At 56.7% G+C, this 20,143-nt stretch carries 14 protein-coding genes and 1 pseudogene; 7 read left to right on the top strand and 8 right to left on the bottom strand.

The genetic code is table 11. The annotated features are described in order from the left end of the window. Positions 1–98: 98 nt before the first annotated feature. Complete coding sequence (gene xylF, locus ABUK73_RS11670) at positions 99–1,139, bottom strand: D-xylose ABC transporter substrate-binding protein (protein WP_113088982.1); 1,041 nt, start codon at positions 1,137–1,139, stop codon at positions 99–101. A gap of 228 nt (positions 1,140–1,367) precedes the next feature. Here xylF and ABUK73_RS11665 point away from each other — a divergent pair, with 228 nt between their 5' ends. Continuing rightward, positions 1,368–2,588, top strand: coding sequence for an ROK family transcriptional regulator (locus ABUK73_RS11665; RefSeq protein WP_353577415.1), 1,221 nt, complete (start codon positions 1,368–1,370; stop codon positions 2,586–2,588). 28 nt (positions 2,589–2,616) lie between these two features. Then, positions 2,617–2,853, top strand: coding sequence for a hypothetical protein (locus ABUK73_RS11660; RefSeq protein ID WP_353577414.1), 237 nt, complete (start codon positions 2,617–2,619; stop codon positions 2,851–2,853). On the opposite strand, the gene ABUK73_RS11655 is transcribed toward ABUK73_RS11660, so the two are convergent. Further along, positions 2,854–3,303 carry a hypothetical protein gene (locus ABUK73_RS11655; RefSeq protein WP_353577413.1) on the bottom strand — a complete coding sequence of 150 codons (450 nt, stop codon included), beginning with the start codon at positions 3,301–3,303 and terminating at the stop codon, positions 2,854–2,856. Between the two features lie 61 nt (positions 3,304–3,364). After that, complete coding sequence (locus ABUK73_RS11650) at positions 3,365–4,357, bottom strand: LysR family transcriptional regulator (RefSeq protein WP_353577412.1); 993 nt, start codon at positions 4,355–4,357, stop codon at positions 3,365–3,367. A 268-nt stretch (positions 4,358–4,625) separates the two neighbouring features. On the opposite strand from ABUK73_RS11650, the gene chvE reads away from it, so the two are divergent. From chvE to araD1, 4 genes are all read left to right on the top strand, one after another. After that, positions 4,626–5,690 carry a sugar ABC transporter substrate-binding protein ChvE gene (chvE, locus tag ABUK73_RS11645; RefSeq protein ID WP_113088974.1) on the top strand — a complete coding sequence of 355 codons (1,065 nt, stop codon included), beginning with the start codon at positions 4,626–4,628 and terminating at the stop codon, positions 5,688–5,690. An 86-nt stretch (positions 5,691–5,776) separates the two neighbouring features. Beyond that, the gene (gene gguA, locus ABUK73_RS11640; RefSeq protein WP_113088975.1) at positions 5,777–7,312 is read left to right on the top strand and encodes a sugar ABC transporter ATP-binding protein GguA; all 1,536 of its coding nucleotides are present in this window, start codon (positions 5,777–5,779) and stop codon (positions 7,310–7,312) included. Continuing rightward, a complete protein-coding gene (gguB, locus tag ABUK73_RS11635) occupies positions 7,312–8,508 on the top strand; it encodes a sugar ABC transporter permease GguB (protein ID WP_113088976.1) in 1,197 nt (398 codons plus the stop codon). The genes gguA and gguB overlap by 1 nt, the downstream gene beginning before the upstream one ends. Before the next feature lie 99 nt (positions 8,509–8,607). After that, the gene (gene araD1, locus ABUK73_RS11630) at positions 8,608–9,603 is read left to right on the top strand and encodes an AraD1 family protein (protein WP_353577411.1); all 996 of its coding nucleotides are present in this window, start codon (positions 8,608–8,610) and stop codon (positions 9,601–9,603) included. Positions 9,604–9,658: 55 nt separating this feature from the next. Here the strand turns inward: araD1 and ABUK73_RS11625 are convergent. The 5 genes and pseudogenes from ABUK73_RS11625 to ABUK73_RS11605 all read right to left on the bottom strand — a co-directional run bounded on the left by ABUK73_RS11625 (position 9,659) and on the right by ABUK73_RS11605 (position 19,085). Further along, positions 9,659–10,074, bottom strand: a pseudogene (locus tag ABUK73_RS11625) (VOC family protein). Between the two features lie 303 nt (positions 10,075–10,377). After that, positions 10,378–15,030 (bottom strand): beta strand repeat-containing protein, encoded by a 4,653-nt coding sequence (locus tag ABUK73_RS11620; protein WP_353577410.1) that lies wholly within the window; start codon positions 15,028–15,030, stop codon positions 10,378–10,380. An 860-nt stretch (positions 15,031–15,890) separates the two neighbouring features. Further along, positions 15,891–16,706 carry a transglutaminase family protein gene (locus tag ABUK73_RS11615; protein ID WP_353577409.1) on the bottom strand — a complete coding sequence of 272 codons (816 nt, stop codon included), beginning with the start codon at positions 16,704–16,706 and terminating at the stop codon, positions 15,891–15,893. A 24-nt stretch (positions 16,707–16,730) separates the two neighbouring features. Continuing rightward, positions 16,731–17,672, bottom strand: a complete 942-nt coding sequence (locus tag ABUK73_RS11610; RefSeq protein ID WP_113088432.1) for an alpha-E domain-containing protein — start codon at positions 17,670–17,672, stop codon at positions 16,731–16,733. A 3-nt stretch (positions 17,673–17,675) separates the two neighbouring features. Continuing rightward, positions 17,676–19,085, bottom strand: a complete 1,410-nt coding sequence (locus tag ABUK73_RS11605; protein WP_353577408.1) for a circularly permuted type 2 ATP-grasp protein — start codon at positions 19,083–19,085, stop codon at positions 17,676–17,678. A 374-nt stretch (positions 19,086–19,459) separates the two neighbouring features. Here ABUK73_RS11605 and ABUK73_RS11600 point away from each other — a divergent pair, with 374 nt between their 5' ends. Beyond that, entirely contained in the window at positions 19,460–20,080 is a 621-nt protein-coding gene (locus ABUK73_RS11600) for a L,D-transpeptidase (protein ID WP_353577407.1), read from the top strand. Positions 20,081–20,143: the final 63 nt, after the last annotated feature.

The raw sequence follows: 20,143 nt of genomic DNA, 5'->3' as shown, positions 1-20,143 counted from the left end.
GCCGCTGACGCCGCAAGGTAACCCTTGCGGCGCTGTCGGAAGAGATCGTCAGATGGCAATGCAGCTGGGCTTTGCCATCTTCCCGACCCGTTGCAGGCTTACTTGCAGGCAGCGACCGTTCCTGCCTTCACGCCCTGGCACAGCTCGCTCTTGCTGATCCATTTGGCATCCAGGACGACGTTGAGATTGTCCTTGGTGATGGCCTGAGGTTCCAGGAAGTAGGAGCTCATTTCGACACCCTTGGTGCCGCCCTTGAACTTGACGGTGCCTTCCAGCGATTCCATCTTCGTTCCCTTGGCAAGCGCTACGGCAACTTCGCCGGCCTTCTTGCCCAGCTTGCGGCTGTCTTTCCACACGGAAACCGTCTGGGTGCCAAGCGCCACGCGGTTCAGCGCAGCCTTGTCACCGTCCTGACCGGATACTGGAACGGAGCCTGCAAGCCCCTGTGCTTCCAGTGCAGCGACCACGCCGCCAGCCATGCCGTCATTGGACGACACCACAGCATCGACCTTGTTATTGTTGGCTGTCAGAAACTGCTCCATGTTTTTCTGAGCGATTTCAGGCTTCCAGCCGTCCGTATAGGCTTCGCCGACATTCTTGATCTTGCCGGAGGTGATAGCGTCTTTCAAAACTTCCATCTGGCCAGAGAAAACGAAATCCGCATTCGGATCCGTCGAGCCGCCCTTGATGAAGACATAGTTGCCGGTTGGCTTGATCTTGAAGACTTCCTTGGCCTGAAGGCGTCCGACTTCCTTGTTATCAAAGGTGATGTAGTAGGTGCCGGGGTTTTCGATCAGGCGGTCGTAACCAACCACGGGAATGCCTTCGGCGGCGGCCTTTTCGATTGCCGGGCCAATGGCGCTGCTGTCCTGCGCAAGCACGATCAGTGCATTTGCCCCCTGAGCGATAAGGCTTTCGATATCGGTCAGCTGCTTTGCAGCCGATGTCTGCGCGTCGGCAGAAATGTATTTTGCGCCAGATGCCTTCAGAGCATCCTTGATGGCGGCTTCGTCGGTCTTCCAGCGCTCTTCCTGAAAGTTCGACCAGGAAACGCCAACGACGAGATCGGCGGCAATGGCTGCGGTGTGCAGCGATACAAGTACGGCTGTACCCGCCAAAAGCTTGGCAAATGAATTCATGAATGTCCTCCCGGGTGGTGGCAAAACGCGGGGCACCTCCATGCCTGCGCGAACGCCAGAAAACCTGCCAAGCAATGCCAGAAGCATTTTTTCTCGACAGTCGAGAAATTAAATGTCAGAGAATCCGAAAGCTGTCAACAGGACTTGCGGGCTTGCGTCCGGAAGTTGATTGCGGCGGGACTACACAGGGTTTATGGCGTTGAAAACAGGCGAAGGAACCGAGACGCAATGTCGGCCATAGCGAGTACCGAGCTGGTCCGACAGCAAAACAGTCTGCGCATGCTCAGCGCATTGCGACGCCATGGCAATCTGTCCCATACCGCCCTTGCTGAACTGACGGGCCTCGCCTCTGCGACAGTTTCCGCCATCACCGCCGAGCTGGAACGCTTCAGCCTGATCGAGCGGACCGAGCAGCAGGCGGCATCGGGCAGGGGGCGTCCTCGTGTTCTGTTCCAGCCCAACAGCCGATTCGGCTATGTTGCCGTCGTCGTCATCTCGTCGGATGCGGTTCAATATTCACTGGTCGATTTCACTGGCAAACTGATGGACCGCTTCGGGGAGGGCAGATCTTCTGGAACGAGCGAGACCTTTGCACAAGCGGTTCTCGAAGGTGTTCTGCGCCTTGCCAACCGCTCCAAGATTGCGCCGGGCGATATCCTGCATATATCAATCAGCAGCAAGGGGCTGGTCGATCCGGCCAGTGCCACGCTGACGTGGTCTCCCGTGCTGGGGGAGGGGCAGCTGGATTTTCGCAGGACGCTCTCGCCGCATTTCCGCGCGCAGATCTATCTTTATAACGAGACGCTGCTGGCGGCTGAGGCCTTGTGGATGCGCAACCGTGGCCGTGAGGACGGCGTCACGTCGCTCGCGGCCCTGTCGCTCGGCCACAGCATCGGTCTTGGCGTGGCGCGGGATATTGGCGAGGGCCGCGCCGATGTCAGCGCTCCCAATTTCGGCCATATGCTGCATGTGCCTGACGGTGCACTCTGCCGCTGCGGTGCCAAGGGTTGCGTCGAGGCTTACTGTGGGTTCTACGGCATTCTGCGCGCCGCCTTCGAAGTCCCGACCAATACGATACCGGCGAAATTCGTACCGCTGGCCGAGGTGGAAAAGATTGCCGCATCCGCCCGCGCAGGAAACCGCATGGCCGCCTTTGCCTTTCGCCAGGCGGGGCTGGTGCTGGGAAACGGGCTGTCGCGGCTTTTCAGCCTGCATGGTCCCATGCCGGTCTTCGTGACCGGGCCGGGAACGCGATTCTTCGACCTTCTCAAGGCCAGCATTCAGGACGGCATGGTACAGACCAGCGTGGTTCGCATGGGTGGCCTGCCGCAGATCACAATCGAGCCAGATGAGCAGTCTTTGGTGTTCGATGGCCATATGGGGCTTGCATTGTCGCGTCTGGATGGAGATATCGTCATGTCTGGCATGGTCGCGCCGCAAGGTTCATAGCGCTGCCATCACGGTGCATGGAGAGAATATGCTGCTTATCGACACAAGCCACCCGATCTACAGACCGCTTTGGGTCAGGCTGCTGATCGTCGGCTTCTGCACGGCCTGGGCCATCATCGAGTTCGTCAATCATGAGATTTTCTGGGCAACCGTCCTGGGTGGCGTGGCGGTCTATTCTGCCTATGTGCTGCTGATCACCTTCAAGCCGCCTGCCGAAAAAGTCGAGGAAGCCACTCCGACACCGCCTGCGCCAGACGCAGAGTAATCACGTCCCTAGAAAACGGATGGCCTGATCGATCAGCAGATTGGCTGACGTCATGCGCTTCGTGGCATGTTCACGAAACAGCGGGCTGACCATATCCGGATGGTTTAGGCGGGCGAAGCTGCGGCGTTTTTCACTAAGCGTCTCTACGGTGTCCTTTTCGCTGATCGCCAATTCATCCGAGACATCCGAGAGCGATGTGCGCTCCAGATAAGCAGGCATGATCTCAGGCTCGGGTTCCGGCACTGCCGCCGGTTCTTCCAGAAAATCGAGATAGGAATCGAGTGGAAGATTGGCCGATGACGGGTTTTGCGTTGCCGTTTCGAATGCCAGACTGGCGCTGAAACTGTTCATCCCGAAGTCGGGTCGCTGCTCTTCGACCGGGGAAATGTCGTCCGCCTCACGCTCTAGGCGTTCCACCACTGACTGGAAGACGGATTGTCCGAACAGCATTTGACCTTCCCTGTTGATGTCGCGCACAGGACCACATGAAGGTGGCGTCTGGCTTGCGTGGTCAATTCCACGTCAGATTCTGGCTTTCCTCCAGTACCAGATCATAGAGCAACTGCGCGCTGGGCGGCAAAGCACGGTCCTTGGTGACGATCAGGCTATAGGGTTTGACGCTCAAATCGAAATCGGTCGGCAGAATGCGAATATCGCCCATGGGCGAATGCTGGCCGGAAACGAATTCCGCCATTTCATAGGACAGCGGCGCAATCGCATTGGTCTGCGTCACGATGGCAAGCGTTAGCACGATAGACGGCGTGTTGATGACGTTGCGCGGCAAGGCCACACCTTGCGATAGAAAGACATCTTCCATCGTCCTTCGCAGCAAGGCGCCGGGCGGCTGAAACACCCAGTCATACTGCGAAAGGTCTTCAAGCTTCGCCGGTGGGTCCTGCAGAAGCGGATGGTCCTTACGCACCAGAAGACAGGCGCGTTCGATGCCGATCTCATGCGCGTTAAAAAGCGCAGGATCGATATCATCAGGAATACGCCCGATGACGAAATCGTGCCGGGCGGCCAGCAATTCGCGCGCCAATACGTTGCTGGTTTCCACCTGAACATTCACCTCGATGCCGGGATAGGTATCCATCGCCTTGCGAAGTGCAGGCACCACCAGGCTGATGGCAGGGGCGGTGACCGAACCGATGAAGACCGAGCCGCCGCTGCCGGATTTCATCTGCGCCAACTCACGGCTGGCCTCACGCAGTTCCAGAAGAATCTTTTTTGCGCGCTTTGCCAGCGCTTCCCCGAACTGGGTCAGCACCACGCCACGCGAGGCGCGCTGACAGAGCGGGCTCTTAACAATGGCTTCCATTTCGGACAACATGCGCGATGCGGCTGGCTGGGTCATGTTGAGCGCTGCGGCGGCTGCGCTTACCTGGCCGTGTTCTTCAATGGTCACCAGCATGCGCAAATGGGCCATTTTCAGCCCTGCACGCAACAGGGGGTTGTCTTCGGTCAGAGACAGAAATTCGAACGTATTCGTTCCATTTCGTTCCATGGCGCTTCCCATTTCGCCTCCATGAAACTGGGAGGGGCTATTATATCGATTTAATATAACAAAAATGATATAGGAAAAGCAATATATTCTATTTGACAGTTATATGGATTCAGAACAGTTTGCGCCTGTGCCGAGGAGGAGTGGCAAAAGTTCGGATTGTATCTTTGCATTCCGTTCATGTAAGCTAAACTCCTAACGCTCGGGCGTGGATTTGAAGGCGCATCGCAGATAAGCAACGCCTGCAAAAGGGTTCCAAGGGAGAGAGTTCATGAAATCCATTATTTCGTTGGTTGCGGCCTGTGCCATCGGCGCTGCAGCATTTGCGTCGCCAGTTTGGGCGCAGGACAAGGGCACAGTTGGTATTGCAATGCCGACGAAGTCTTCTGCGCGCTGGATCGATGACGGCAACAACATCGTCAAGCAGCTTCAAGACGCTGGTTACGCGACGGATCTGCAGTACGCTGACGACGATATTCCGAATCAGCTGTCTCAGATTGAGAACATGGTTACCAAGGGCGTAAAGGTTCTGGTGATTGCATCGATCGACGGCACGACGCTGTCGGACGTTCTCAAGCAGGCTGGTTCGCAGGGCATCAAGGTCATCGCTTATGACCGTCTGATCCGTAACAGCGGCGACGTCAGCTACTACGCAACCTTCGACAACTTCCAGGTTGGCGTGTTGCAGGCAACGTCGATTGCCGACAAGCTTGGCTTGAAGGACGGCAAGGGTCCGTTCAACATCGAACTGTTCGGCGGCTCGCCAGACGACAACAACGCCTTCTTCTTCTACGATGGCGCAATGTCTGTTCTCAAGCCTTACATCGACAGCGGCAAGCTCGTCGTAAAGTCTGGCCAGATGGGCATGGACAAGGTCGGTACGCTGCGTTGGGACCCGGCAACGGCTCAGGCTCGTATGGATAACCTTCTGTCTGCCTACTACACAGACGCAAAGGTTGACGCCGTTCTGTCGCCTTACGACGGCATCTCCATCGGCATCATCTCCTCGCTCAAGGGCGTAGGTTATGGCTCCAAGGACCAGCCGCTTCCAGTCGTTTCCGGTCAGGACGCTGAAGTCCCATCCGTCAAGTCCATCCTGGCTGGCGAACAGTATTCCACCATCTTCAAGGACACGCGCGAACTCGCGAAGGTCACTGTTGGCATGGTCAATGCTGTCATGCAGGGCAAGGAGCCTGAAGTTAACGACACCAAGACCTATGAAAATGGCGTCAAGGTCGTTCCTTCCTACCTCCTGAAGCCTGTTGCCGTAACCAAGGACAACGTCAAGCAGGTTCTGGTTGACAGCGGTTACTACAAAGAAGACCAGCTTAAGTAAGCTTATGATCGTGGCGGGGATGGGCGTTTAGTCCGTCCCCGTTTACCCAAATAAGAACGCCGGATTGTACGGCGCTGGATTGCGATATGGACAATACCATCCTCGAAATGCGGAATATCACCAAGACGTTTCCGGGCGTGAAAGCGCTGGAGAACGTGAACCTCAAGGTTCGCCAAGGTGAGATACACGCACTCGTCGGCGAAAATGGCGCTGGAAAGTCGACCCTCATGAAGGTCCTTTCAGGCGTCTACCCCGCTGGCACCTATGACGGCGAAATTCACTATGAAGGTCAGCTGCGTAACTTCCGCGCGATCAACGACAGTGAGGAAGTCGGCATCATCATCATTCACCAGGAATTGGCCCTGGTTCCCCTTCTGTCGATTGCAGAAAACATTTTCCTCGGCAACGAGATCGCCACCAATGGCGTCATCAGCTGGCAGCAGACATTCAACCGCACCCGTGAGCTGTTGAAGAAGGTTGGCCTGAAGGAATCGCCTGAGACGCTGATCACCGACATCGGTGTGGGCAAGCAGCAGTTGGTGGAAATAGCCAAGGCTCTTTCAAAGAGCGTGAAGCTTCTTATCCTCGACGAGCCGACGGCATCGCTGAACGAAAGCGATTCGGAAGCGCTTCTTAACCTGCTGATCGAGTTCCGCAAGCAGGGTCTGACCTCCATCATCATCACGCACAAGCTGAACGAAGTGCGCAAGGTGGCGGACCAGATCACGGTTCTGCGTGACGGTATGACGGTCAAGACGCTCGACTGTCACAAGGAAGAGATCAGCGAAGACGTCATTATCAGAAACATGGTGGGCCGCGATCTAGAAGACCGTTACCCTCCACGCGACGTGCCGATTGGCGAGACCATTCTGGAAGTAAAGAACTGGAACGCCTATCACCAGCAGCACCGTGACCGGCAGATGCTGCACGATATCAACATCAACGTCCGCAAGGGCGAAGTTGTCGGCATCGCAGGTCTGATGGGCGCAGGTCGCACGGAATTCGCAATGAGCGTGTTCGGCAAGTCCTATGGCCACAAGATCACCGGCGATGTTCTGATTCACGGCAAGCCGGTTGATGTCAGCACAGTGCGTAAGGCCATCGACGCAGGTCTGGCTTATGTGACCGAGGACCGCAAACATCTGGGCCTCGTGCTCAACGACAATATTCTGCACAACACCACGCTTGCCAATCTGGCCGGTGTGTCTTCCGCAAGCGTTATCGACGACCACAAGGAAATGTCGGTCGCAAACGATTTTCGCAAGCGTCTGCGCATTCGCTCGTCCGGCATCTTTCAGGAAACGGTCAATCTTTCAGGGGGCAACCAGCAGAAGGTTGTGCTTTCGAAGTGGTTGTTCTCCAATCCTGACGTCCTCATTCTGGACGAACCGACGCGCGGTATCGACGTCGGTGCAAAATACGAAATCTACACCATTATCAACCAGCTCGCCGCCGACGGAAAAGGCGTTCTGATGATCTCATCGGAAATGCCCGAACTGCTTGGCAATTGCGACCGCATCTACGTTATGAACGAAGGACGGATTGTCGCCGAATTGCCGAAGGGAGAGGCGAGCCAGGAAAGCATCATGCGCGCTATTATGCGCTCAGGGGAGAAGAACTGATGAGTTCGGCCAACACATCCACCGAAGAAAGCAACGTCGTTTCAGTCGGCTCGTATATTCGTGCCAACATCCGCGAATATGGCATGCTGATCGCGCTCGTCGCCATCATGGTTTTCTTCCAGTTTTACACCGGCGGCATTCTGTTTCGCCCGGTTAACCTGACGAACCTGATCCTTCAGAACTCGTTCATCGTCATCATGTCTCTGGGCATGCTGCTAGTCATCGTGGCCGGGCATATCGACCTTTCGGTCGGCTCAATCGTCGCCTTCGTTGGCGCGATAGCGGCCATTTTGACCGTGCAATGGGGCATGAACCCGCTTTTGGCGGCGCTCATCTGCCTTGGCGTCGGCGGCATCATCGGTGCGGCACAGGGCTACTGGATTGCCTATCACCGCATTCCATCCTTCATCGTGACGCTGGCGGGCATGCTCGTATTCCGCGGCCTGACACTCTTCGTGCTGGGCGGCAAGAATATCGGTCCGTTCCCGGTCGATTTCCAGGTCGTCAGCACGGGCTTCCTGCCGGATATTGGCGGCATTGAAGGCATCAACGTCACCTCCATGGTGCTGACGCTTGCGATCACACTTGCTCTGTTCGTGCTGGCACTGCGTCGCCGTCAGGTGAATGTTCGCCACGGCATCGATGTCGAGCCTTTCGGCTTCTTCATTGTGCAGAACCTTCTGATTGCTGGCGCAATCCTGTTCCTCGGCTATCAGCTGTCCACCTATCGCGGCCTGCCGAACGTCCTCATTGTCATGCTGGTGCTGATCGCGCTTTACAGCTTCGTCACGCGTCGCACGACCATCGGTCGTCGCATCTACGCCATGGGCGGCAACGAGAAGGCTACCAAGCTTTCGGGTATCAACACCGAACGCCTGAGCTTCCTCACCTTCGTCAACATGGGTGTTCTGGCTGGTCTCGCCGGCATGATCATCGCCACGCGCCTCAACTCGGCAACGCCGAAGGCTGGCGTTGGCTTCGAACTGGACGTCATCGCGGCCTGCTTCATCGGCGGTGCTTCGGCTTCCGGCGGCGTTGGCAAGATCACCGGTGCTGTTATCGGCGCCTTCATCATGGGCGTGATGAACAACGGCATGTCGATCGTCGGTCTCGGTATCGACTTCCAGCAGATGGTCAAGGGCCTCGTGCTTCTGGCTGCAGTGTTCTTCGACGTCTACAACAAGAACAAGGGCTGATCGTCAGATCGGTCCATCCCATATCGAACGAAAAGAGTGGCCGGTTTCCGGCCACTTTCATGAGATGTAGACGTCATAACGTCGTTGAAAGGAATTACCGTGCTGATTTCTCAGATCAAGGATGCGAGCGGAAAGATCATCGTCGCCGTTCGTGAAGAGGGTGGGCAGGCGCGTGCCGTCAATAATGCCGAATCCGTTTACGCGCTGGCACTCGAAGCGGCCAATGGCGGAAAATCGCTGGCCGACGTCATCTCGGCCCGTGGTTACGGCGACGCCATCGATCTCGAAGAGGTCTATGCCGAAGGCCGCTTTTTGCCCCCGATCACCCATCCGGATCCGGCGCATCTGCACCTGACGGGCACCGGTCTGACGCATCTGGGCTCGGCCGCGACCCGGGACAGCATGCACAAAAAGACCAGCGAGACATCCGAGGAGAGCCTGACGGACTCCATGAAGATGTTCAAGATGGGCCTTGAGAACGGCAAGCCGAAGGCTGGCGAAAAGGGCGGTCAGCCCGAGTGGTTCTACAAGGGCAACGGCCATGTCGCGACAGCACCGGGTGCGGCGCTGATTTCTCCATCCTTCGCGCTCGACGGCGGTGAAGAGCCGGAAATGGCTGGTATCTATGTCATCTCGGACAAGGGTGAGGCTTTCCGCATCGGCTTTGCCGTGTCCAACGAGTTCTCCGATCACGTTACAGAGCGGATGAACTATCTCTATCTCGCTCACTCCAAGCTTCGCCCTGCAAGCTTCGGCCCAGAAATCCGCGTCGGCGCACCGCCCTCGGATATTCGCGGCACATCGCGTATCCTGCGCGACGGTAAGGTGATTTTCGAAAAACCGTTCCTGTCCGGTGAGGACAACATGTCCCACACCTTCGCCAATCTGGAATACCACCACTTCAAATATGGTCTGTTCCGTGCGCCGGGTGAAGTGCATGTCCACATGTTCGGCACGGCGACGCTCTCCTTCGCGGATGGCGTGAAGCCTGAGGCTGGCGACGTCTTCGAAATCGAAGCAGCCGGTTTCGGCCTGCCTCTGCGCAACGCGCTGCGTGTAGAGATGGAAGAAGCCATCACCGTGCATCAGCTCTAAGCTGATCTCCGGCAAGCATTCAAAGCCCTGAACCTATGGTTCGGGGCTTTTTGTTTTATGGCGTATCAAGGCCCCAAAGCCTCACTTCACCAACCTCGACCGAATTGCCAGCGGGATCGCGATATAGACGGAATAGCTGTCATTGTCCCAGCGCTGGTAATACTCGATTTCAATGCCAAGAGACACGAAGTGATCCCTCCAGGCATCGACTTCCAGCTTGTCCTTTGCGCAGAAGCAGAAATGTCCCTGTCCAGACGTGCCATGTCGCGGTATCGGATTGCCCGCATCGGCAACGCGTGACTTGGCCGGATCAAAGACCAGCAACATCTGCTGCCCGCATCGGAAAAAGACGAACTGCCCGGCAAGCTTCCTGACGACCTCAAGCCCAAACACCTCACGATAAAACCGCTCAGCCGCGTCCAGATCGTCGGCGTAAACCACGGTTTCCATAATTCCACGTGGCGGCTGCATGGGCGTTGCTCCCTCTTTTTCGTGGACTGTGGTTCAGGAGAACCGGAAGCGCAAGAGGGGACCGTGTTTCGTAAATGCGAAGGGAATGACGATGGATTGTCTTGAGGAAAAGCAGTGCACTCAGAAGATTGACGGAGCTTTGAGTTAGGTCGCGGTCTTGCGGAGTTATGCGCCAAAAACAAGAACTTAAGCGCCTGCAAAAAAACAGTTTCAAATTATGCGCTTCAAATGGAGCGGCTCCACAAAGTGAAACGGCGCGACCGAGGTCGCGCCGTTCGATTTCAGTTTAATCGTCAGCCTTACTTATACGTTGTTATAAGCGGCGAGGAAGACACTCGCCTGTTCGTCGTTGAGATACTGCAACTTAGGCCTGAGAGCGTCGATCGTCTCATCCGTCAGTCCCGCGATTGCATCCGTCTTCAGTCCCGGAAGTGCAGTGTTGTTGAGCATTGCAATCTCGTCAGTGGTGAAGCTGTTGAGCTCGGCTGAGTCGAGGGTTGCCACGTGATCGGATGTCAGAGCTCTGACCTGCGAGGAGGTGAGAGCTGCGATGCTGTCGGAGGAGAATGCCTGTAGCTGATCGGTGGCCAGTGCGCCCACCTGAACATTGCTGAGGACAGTGACCTGGCCGGATTTGAGGCCTGCCAGCGATGCGGTTGCGATTGCCTTTACCTGTGCTGCGCTGAGCTTCGCAATCTGGTCTGTGGTCAGAGCGCCAACCTGCTCGGATGTCAGGGAGCCGATCTGGTCTGAGCTGAGCTTGGCAACCTGTGCGGTTGTCAGCACTGCGACCCTGTCCGTATCGAGGCCAGCGAGGGCCGTTGTTGTCAGTCCGGTCAGAGAGTTGATGCTCAGAGCTGCAATCTCATCGGTTGCGAAGCTGTTGAGCTCGGTTGAGTCGAGGGTTGAAATCTGATCGGAGGTCAGTGCAACGACCTGCGATGAGGTGAGAGCTTCGATGCTGCCAGCGGTGAATGCAGCCAGCTGTTCCGTATTGAGGGAAGCGAGCTGCTTGTTGGTGATCACGGCAACCTGATCGGTCTTGAGGCCAGCGATGACGCCGGTGGAAACCACCGACAGCTGTGCAGCGGTTAGACCTACAATCTGGTTGGTTCCGATCTCTGCGAAGCTGGTCGGGGTGATTGCGCCGATCTGAGCTGTGCTCAGCGATGCAATCTGTGTGGTGGTCAGAGCCTTGAGGGTAGTGTTGTCGATGGTGCTGAGAGCAGTTGTGGTCAGGCCCTTGAGTGCGCTGATGGTCAGACCCGCGATCTCATCGGATGAGAAGCTGGCAAGTTCAGCCGTGTCGAGGGTTGCGACCTGATCGGATGTCAGAACTCTGACCTGCGAGGAGGTGAGAGCTGCGATGCCGTCGGAGGAGAATGCAGCCAGCTGACCGGTTGCCAGTGCGCCCACCTGAACATTGCTGAGGACAGTGACCTGGCCGGATTTGAGGCCTGCCAGCGATGCGGTTGCGATTGCCTTTACCTGTGCTGCGCTGAGCTTCGCAATCTGGTCTGTGGTCAGAGCGCCAACCTGCTCGGATGTCAGGGAGCCGATCTGGTCTGAGCTGAGCTTGGCAACCTGTGCGGTTGTCAGCACTGCGACCTTGTCCGTATCGAGGCCAGCGAGAGCCGTTGTTGTCAGTCCGGTCAGAGAGTTGATGCTCAGAGCTGCAATCTCATCGGTCGCGAAGCTGTTGAGCTCGGTTGAGTCGAGGGTTGAAATCTGATCGGAGGTCAGTGCAACGACCTGCGATGAGGTGAGAGCTTCGATGCTGCCAGCGGTGAATGCAGCCAGCTGTTCCGTATTGAGGGAAGCAAGCTGCTTGTTGGTGATCACGGCAACCTGGTCGGTCTTGAGGCCAGCGATGACGTCGGTGGAAACCACCGACAGCTGTGCAGCGGTTAGACCTACAATCTGGTTGGTTCCGATCTCTGCGAAGCTGGTCGGCGTGATTGCGCCGATCTGAGCGGTGCTCAGCGATGCAATCTGTGTGGTGGTCAGAGCCTTGAGGGTAGTGTTGTCGATGGCGCTGAGAGCAGTTGTGGTCAAGCCCTTGAGTGCGCTGATGGTCAGACCCGCGATCTCATCGGATGAGAAGCTGGCGAGTTCAGCTGTGTCGAGGGTTGCGACCTGATCGGATGTCAGAACTTTGACCTGCGAGGAGGTGAGAGCTGCGATGCTGTCGGAGGAGAATGCAGCCAGCTGATCGGTGGCCAGTGCGCCCACCTGAACATTGCTGAGGACAGTGACCTGTTCGGATTTGAGGCCTGCCAGCGATGTGGTTGCGATTGCCTTTACCTGTGCTGCGCTGAGCTTGGCGACCTGGCCTGTGGTCAGAGCGCCGACCTGCTCGGATGTCAGGGAATGGATCTGGTCTGAGCTGAGCTTGGCAACCTGTGCGGTTGTCAGCACTGCGACCTTGCCCGTATCGAGGCCAGCGAGGGCCGTTGTTGTCAGTCCGGCCAGCGAGTTGATGCTCAGAGCTGCAATCTCATCGGTCGCGAAGCTGTTGAGATCGGCTGAGTCGAGGGCTGCGACCTGCGCGGAGGTCAGTGCAACGACCTGCGATGAGGTGAGCGCTGTGATGCCGTCTGCGGTGAATGCAGCCAGCTGTTCCGTATTGAGGGAAGCGAGCTGCTTGTTGGTGATCACGGCAACCTGATCGGTCTTGAGGCCAGCGATGACGTCGGTGGAAACCACCGACAGCTGTGCAGCGGTTAGACCTACAATCTGGTTGGTTCCGATCTCTGCGAAGCTGGTCGGCGTGATTGCGCCGATCTGAGCGGTGCTCAGCGATGCAATCTGTGTGGTGGTCAGAGCTTTGAGGGTGGTGTTGTCGATGGTGCTGAGAGCAGTTGTGGTCAGGCCCTTGAGTGCGCTGATGGTCAGGCCCGCGATCTCATCGGATGAGAAGCTGGCAAGTTCAGCCGTGTCGAGGGTTGCGACCTGATCGGATGTCAGAACTTTGACCTGCGAGGAGGTGAGAGCTGCGATGCCGTCGGAGGAGAATGCAGCCAGCTGACCGGTGGCCAGTGCGCCCACCTGAACATTGCTGAGGACAGTGACCTGTTCGGATTTGAGGCCTGCCAGCGATGTGGTTGCGATTGCCTTTACCTGTGCTGCGCTGAGCTTGGCGACCTGGCCTGTGGTCAGAGCGCCGACCTGCTCGGATGTCAGGGAATGGATCTGGTCTGAGCTGAGCTTGGCAACCTGTGCGGTTGTCAGCACTGCGACCTTGCCCGTATCGAGGCCAGCGAGGGCCGTTGTTGTCAGTCCGGCCAGCGAGTTGATGCTCAGAGCTGCAATCTCATCGGTTGCGAAGCTGTTGAGATCGGCTGAGTCGAGGGCTGCGACCTGCGCGGAGGTCAGTGCAACGACCTGCGATGAGGTGAGCGCTGTGATGCCGTCTGCGGTGAATGCAGCCAGCTGTTCCGTATTGAGGGAAGCGAGCTGCTTGTTGGTGATCACGGCAACCTGGTCGGTCTTAAGGCCAGCGATGACGTCTGTGGAAACCACCGACAGCTGTGCAGCGGTTAGACCTACAATCTGGTTGGTTCCGATCTCTGCGAAGCTGGTCGGCGTGATTGCGCCGATCTGAGCGGTGCTCAGCGATGCAATCTGTGTGGTGGTCAGAGCCTTGAGGGTAGTGTTGTCGATGGCGCTGAGAGCAGTTGTGGTCAAGCCCTTGAGTGCGCTGATGGTCAGACCCGCGATCTCATCGGATGAGAAGCTGGCGAGTTCAGCTGTGTCGAGGGTTGCGACCTGATCGGATGTCAGAACTTTGACCTGCGAGGAGGTGAGAGCTGCGATGCCGTCGGAGGAGAATGCAGCCAACTGACCGCTTGTCAGTGCGCCCACCTGAACATTGCTGAGGACAGTGACCTGGTCGGATTTGAGGCCTGCCAGCGATGTGGTTGCGATTGCCTTTACCTGTGTTGCGCTGAGCTTGGCGACCTGTCCTGTGGTCAGAGCGCCGACCTGATCGGATGTCAGGGAGCCGATCTGTGCTGAGTTGAGCTTGGCAACCTGTGCGGTTGTCAGCACTGCGACCTTGTCCGTATCGAGGCCAGCGAGGGCCGTTGTTGTCAGTCCGGCCAGCGAGTTGATGCTCAGAGCTGCAATCTCATCGGTCGCGAAGCTGTTGAGCTCGGCTGAGTCGAGGGTTGCGACCTGATCGGATGTCAGACCTCTGATCTGCGAGGTGGTGAGAGCTGTGATGCTATCGGAGGTAAATGCAGCCAGCTGTTCCGTATTGAGGGAAACGAGCTGCTTGTTGGTGATCACGGCAACCTGGTCGGTCTTCAGTCCAGCGATGACGCCGGTGGAAACCACTGACAGCTGTGTGGCGGTGAGCCCTACAATCTGGTTGGTCCCAAGCTCTGCGAAGCTGGCAGGCGTGATTGCGCCGATCTGAGCGGTGCTCAGCGATGCAATCTGTGTTGTGGTCAGAGCCTGAAGGGTGGTGCTGTCGATGGCGCTGAGAGCAGTTGTGGTCAGGCCCTTGAGTGCGCTGATGGACAGGCCCGCGATCTCATCGGACGAGAAGCTGGCGAGTTCAGCTGTATCGAGAGTTGCGACCTGAGTGGAGGTCAATGCGCGGGTTTGCACAGTCGTCAGCGCCTGAAGGCTGTCTGAAGATAGCGCGGCAAACTTTTCGGATGCCAGCGAGCTAATCTGTGTGGCTGTGAAGCCCGAAATCTGTGCCGAGGCAATTGCACCCAATTGGTCAACGTTAAGACCGACGAGTGCGCTGGCTGTGATAGCGCCGATGTTCGTGCTGCTCAACGACGTGATCACGTCGGTTTTGATCGCGCCAATCTGGGTGGAGCCCAAGGCTGCGACTTGCTTGCTGCTCAAAGCCGCAATGTCGTCTGTCTTAAGGTTGGCGATGGTGGTGGTTGATAGATTGGAAATCTGCTTGATGGAAAGCGAAGAGATAATAGAAGTCATGGACACGTGCCCCCGTTGATAACTGGCCAAAGCGCCACACACCCAACCAATTCCACGCGGCGCAGCCTTAGGGCCGCATCCGATACCCCGGATGCGCTCTTGCGCGAATTGGCAAAGTGTCTCCCCCGATCGACGCAACGTCAAACGACTGAGTGTCCGTTCTGGACAATAGCAAGATTAAGCAGAACATGGCTCGTGTGAGCCGGCGCATCGGAAGGGCATCATGCGTACAGAACTCTGATCTTGTTCTGATCCCTACGCCATTTGGACATTAGAGCTTCGTTTTTCAACTTAGCTTTCGGTCAACGTGCCGCACCAAAAATAGGGAGCGTCCACGCGGACCTCACATGACCGCCGTCACTATCGTCTACGACACGTAAAAAATTGGTTAACGCGTGTGGCCAGATCATGTGTTGTCAAAGTTAACCCTGAGTCTAAAACTGTTGCAAGTCCTTAAAGTCGATAAGTATCTGCCCCGATATGAAGGAAGTTCGAATCATTAATGTCGACTATTAGTATGAGAAATTTCCTTTATTTGAAATCAAAATAAAAAACAGTGGCAATCGTAAAGGTGGTGACTTTTTTTGGCTTTTGCACGGTTTCGTCCGGAGTCCTACAATAAAAATCATCTGGGATTGTGAATAATCGAAATGTCTGTCGTGAATGTCGCGTATTGGAATGCGGAGGCAGAGTATATTTCATAAATATGACATATAAGCTACCTGGAAGATAAGTAACCGTCGGACGCTCTGAAATAAAAGTATCGGCGCAAAGTGAAGGCGCGAATAGACGATCAGCGCATGTAGAATGCGCCGCAATTTTTAGGTGTAAATCTCGATATTGTTACGAAAGTGGCCGGATCAACTCTGTGATTGGCTCTGAGATTGTTCCACGGTCACGGATACTGTCAGGCTTTCACCTGAAAGACCGACACGCATGCCGGAGACGGGGGCGCAATCGCGGTAGCTGAGGCCGCTGGCGATGCGGACGTAGCGCTCGTCTGGGCAGAGCTTGTTGGCGGCATCGAAACCCACCCAGCCGAGGCCGGGAACATGGGCTTCGGCCCATGCGTGCGTGGCGATTTGTTCGGCGACGTCTTCCATCATCAGATAGCCGGAGACATAGCGGGCGGGCATACCCATATGGCGGGCGGCGGAGATGAAGATATGGGTGTGGTCCTGGCAGACGCCTTTTTTGGCTTCCAGCGCCTGTTCCGCCGTGGTTTCCGTGCCGGTCGATCCGGTCTCGTATTCCACTTCGAGATGGACGAGGGCCATCAACTCGTGCAGCCGTTCCAGCTGTGTGTCACCGGTTGCCTGCCGCGCCAGTTCGCGAATGAGCTTGCCGGGCTTGGTCAGCGGTGTTTCGCGCATGAAGAGCCACAGCGGTGCGTTACCGATGTGAGGGCCGAAGACGCCGGCCTTGTCGATGGTTTCGACTTCGCCGCGCGCGATGACCTTCACGGTGCTACGCGGTCCTTCGGTTTCCACCAGTTCCACACGGTTGCCGAAGTGGTCGTCATAGCGCACCTCCAGCGTCGCACCATCGACGGTGACGTCCCAGTTCATCACCGTCTGCGTCGGCCCGGTCGCAGGTGTCAGCCGCAAGCGTTGCAGGGAATAGGGAACCGGCTCATCGTAGAGATACTCGGTCGTGTGATTGATCTTCAAACGCATTCCATGTCCCCGTTTTAACTCCGCTTACTGATAGAAGCGGTAGCCATCCGTGATTTCCTGTCCCAGCTGCGCGTTCCTGTTGACGAAAAGCTCGAGGAACTCGTGCAGGCCCTGGTCCATCACTCGGTTTATCGTGGTTTTCTGCAACGTCGCCTGAATGGCTTCCGCCGTATCATGCGCCTTGTGCCGCTCGTCATAGTCCTCGGCCAGATAACCAAGATTGCTGACGATCTTTTCGTAACAATAGGCAAGAGAACGCGGCATTCTTCCGTTCAAGATCAAGAAGTCTGCAATATTCGCCGGCTTATACTCCGCATCATAGACCCAGCCGTAAGAACGGTGTGCCGAAACGGAGCGCAGAATGGATTCCCACTGCGCATTGTCCAGCGATGAGCCCACCTGCGCGGCGGCTGGCAGAAGGACGTAGTATTTCACATCCAGAATACGCGCCGTATTGTCCGCGCGCTCGATAAAGGTGCCGATGCGCGAGAAGTTGTAGAGATCGTTGCGCAGCATAGATCCATGAAACGCGCCGCGCACGAGCCCGGCTCTGTGTTTAATAACATCGATGACTTGCGGTAATTCTGCGGCTTTTACTTTACGGCCAAGAAGATTCTTCAGTTCAATCCAGAATTCGTTCGTCGCTTCCCATGTTTCGCGCGTCAGCGCGGTGCGGACCATGCGGGCATTGTTTCTGCCGAATTCGATGCAGGACATGACGCTGGAGGGGTTGGCCTTGTCGCGCAGCATGTAGTCGATAGCGTCGGCAGAGGTCACCTTCTCATGGGTCTGGAGGAATTCCTCCCGCGCGCCCGCGCTTTGCAGCACGCCGTCCCAGTCCTCGTCGGCACTGCCGCTGCGGGTGAGTGAGACGCGCATGCCCGCATCCACCAGTCGGGCAATGTTTTCCGCACGTTCGATGTAGCGGAACATCCAGTAGAGTCCGTTCGCCGTTCTTCCCAGCATGGCTTAGTCCTCCAGTACCCAAGTGTCCTTGGTGCCGCCGCCCTGGCTGGAATTCACCACGAGTGAACCCTGCTTGAGCGCAACGCGCGTCAGCCCGCCGGGAATGATCTTTACCTTGTCCGAAACCAGAACATAGGGGCGAAGATCGACGTGGCGCGGCGCGATGCCGTTTTTCACCATGATAGGCACTGTGGAAAGCGAAAGCGTAGGCTGTGCAATATAGTTCGAGGGTCGCGAACGAAGCTTGTCCGCAAACAAAGCGCGCTGCTTCTTGGACGCCGTCGGGCCAACCAGCATGCCGTAACCGCCGGAGCCGTGAACCTCCTTCACAACCAGATCGGCCAGATTGTCCAGAACATATTTCAGGCTGTCCGGCTCGGAGCAGCGCCATGTCGGCACGTTCTCCAGAAGCGGTTTGCGGCCCGTATAGAATTCAACGATTTCGGGCATGTAGGAATAGATGGCCTTGTCGTCGGAAATACCCGTGCCCGGTGCATTGGCGATGGTTATGTTGCCAGCACGGTAGACATCCATGATGCCGGGAACGCCCAATGCCGAGTCTGGCCGGAAGGTGAGGGGATCGAGGAAGTCGTCATCCACGCGGCGATACAGCACATCGATGGCTTCATAACCGCGCGTCGTGCGCATCTTGACCTTGCCATCCATGACACGCAGGTCCGAGCCTTCGACAAGCTCAACGCCCATCATGTCGGCCAGATAGGAATGTTCGTAATAGGCCGAATTGAAAATGCCCGGGGTGAGAACCGCGACGCGTGGCTTGCCCTTGCAGCCCGGAGGTGCCAGCGACGCAAGCGATTGACGCAGTTGATATGGGTAATCTTCGACCCGCTGCACCTTGTTCTCATGGAACAGTTCCGGGAACATCTGCATCATGGTTTCGCGGTTTTCCAGCATGTAGCTGACACCGGAAGGTGTGCGGGCATTGTCTTCCAGAACGTAGAACTGGTCTTCGCCGGTGCGCACGATATCCGTGCCGACGATGTGCGTATAGACGCCGCCCGGCGGCTTGAACCCGATCATCTCCGGCAGGAAGGCCTCGTTGCGCTCTATCAGTTCGCGCGGAATGCGCCCGGCGCGGATGATTTCCTGCTTGTGGTAGATATCGTCCAGAAACGCGTTGAGTGCCAGCACGCGCTGTTCGATGCCCTGGGCCAGCTTGCGCCATTCACGACCGGATATGATGCGGGGAATGATGTCGAAGGGGATCAGCTTTTCGGCGCTGTCGGCATGGCCGTAAACGGCGAAGGTGATACCGGTCTTTCTGAAGATATTTTCAGCGTCCCGGGATTTCTGGATCAGATGCGATCTGTCCTGACGGCTGTACCACTCATTATAGTTTTCGTATGGGCTTCGCGGCGATGAGTCCGCATTTATCATTTCGTCAAATGCCAACTTTAGGTTCCCCATTTTTGCCCATTTGAATACAACGCTGATCGCAATGCAAGAAGCATGCGCAGTCTCGATCCAGATTTTTTGGTCCCTCTGCCCCCGCTAAACATACATAAAATAAGCAGTTTCAGCTCCGGCAGCACGAAAATGCGGCAGAGGTGGAAAGGTTTCATCTCCGGCCCTGATCGGCTGGCGGATTTCCATAGGTTGCAAGAAAGAGTTTGCTTAAATTTTCACCAAACTGTCAATGCTCGTTTGGAAAGCCTTGGCCGCCGCAATCGCAATACTTCGTTAATTGTGGCCGCGCGCGGTTAGAGGTTTGTTAACCATAAAATTCTACTCCTTGTTAACAGAGAGATTCATCGACCGGGGGTAATATGTCTATTTCGCGCCGTGGTGTCCTGTTTGGATTGCCGCTTCTTCTTGCTGGTTGCGCCAGCACCAATTTCGCCCAGCAACGACATAACTACGCAGCCATTCCGGATGAGAAGTTTCCGCTGAAGGCCATGCCGCTCGACAAGATTGATCCGGAACTCCGTCGCCAGCAGGTGGCCTACACGACCACGCATCCAGCGGGCACTGTCATCGTCGATACGCCTGCTCGCCGTCTCTATTATATCCTGGGCAATGGTCAGGCCATGCGCTACGGGGTCGGCGTTGGTCGTCAGGGTCTGGCCTTGCGGGGCGATGCCTATGTTGGCCGCAAGGCCGAATGGCCAAGCTGGACGCCAACGCCGAACATGATTCGTCGCGAGCCACACAAGAACCTGAAATATGCAGGCGGCATGCCGGGTGGCCCGAACAATCCGCTGGGCGCTCGCGCCATGTATCTCTATCGCAACGGCAACGACACCATGTTCCGCCTGCACGGCACCAACCAGCCGCAGTCTATCGGTCATGCCATGTCCAGCGGTTGCATTCGCATGCTGAACCACGACATTGTCGATCTTTACGAACGCGTACCGGTCGGTGCCCGCGTGGTGGTTCTGCAGGCATAACGATCTTAGAAACGCCTTGATCCGGCGCTTTGAGAGCCGGATCGCAACCTTGCAACGGTGCCA

The sequence above is a fragment of the Agrobacterium vacciniicorymbosi genome (genome assembly GCF_040427045.1).
GTDB lineage: Bacteria > Pseudomonadota > Alphaproteobacteria > Rhizobiales > Rhizobiaceae > Agrobacterium.
The sequence above is the reverse complement of the archived record's forward strand: the minus strand, read 5'-3'. Positions and strand labels throughout refer to the sequence as shown.

Excerpts from the sequence above, each read along its gene's own strand:
- xylF (WP_113088982.1), bottom strand. The coding sequence starts at position 1,139 with ATGAATTCATTTGCCAAGCTTTTGGCGGGTACAGCCGTACTTGTATCG.
- ABUK73_RS11665 (WP_353577415.1), top strand. The coding sequence starts at position 1,368 with ATGTCGGCCATAGCGAGTACCGAGCTGGTCCGACAGCAAAACAGTCTG.
- ABUK73_RS11660 (WP_353577414.1), top strand. The coding sequence starts at position 2,617 with ATGCTGCTTATCGACACAAGCCACCCGATCTACAGACCGCTTTGGGTC.
- ABUK73_RS11655 (WP_353577413.1), bottom strand. The coding sequence starts at position 3,303 with ATGCTGTTCGGACAATCCGTCTTCCAGTCAGTGGTGGAACGCCTAGAG.
- ABUK73_RS11650 (WP_353577412.1), bottom strand. The coding sequence starts at position 4,357 with ATGGAACGAAATGGAACGAATACGTTCGAATTTCTGTCTCTGACCGAA.
- chvE (WP_113088974.1), top strand. The coding sequence starts at position 4,626 with ATGAAATCCATTATTTCGTTGGTTGCGGCCTGTGCCATCGGCGCTGCA.
- gguA (WP_113088975.1), top strand. The coding sequence starts at position 5,777 with ATGGACAATACCATCCTCGAAATGCGGAATATCACCAAGACGTTTCCG.
- gguB (WP_113088976.1), top strand. The coding sequence starts at position 7,312 with ATGAGTTCGGCCAACACATCCACCGAAGAAAGCAACGTCGTTTCAGTC.
- ABUK73_RS11620 (WP_353577410.1), bottom strand. The coding sequence starts at position 15,030 with ATGACTTCTATTATCTCTTCGCTTTCCATCAAGCAGATTTCCAATCTA.
- ABUK73_RS11615 (WP_353577409.1), bottom strand. The coding sequence starts at position 16,706 with ATGCGTTTGAAGATCAATCACACGACCGAGTATCTCTACGATGAGCCG.
- ABUK73_RS11610 (WP_113088432.1), bottom strand. The coding sequence starts at position 17,672 with ATGCTGGGAAGAACGGCGAACGGACTCTACTGGATGTTCCGCTACATC.
- ABUK73_RS11600 (WP_353577407.1), top strand. The coding sequence starts at position 19,460 with ATGTCTATTTCGCGCCGTGGTGTCCTGTTTGGATTGCCGCTTCTTCTT.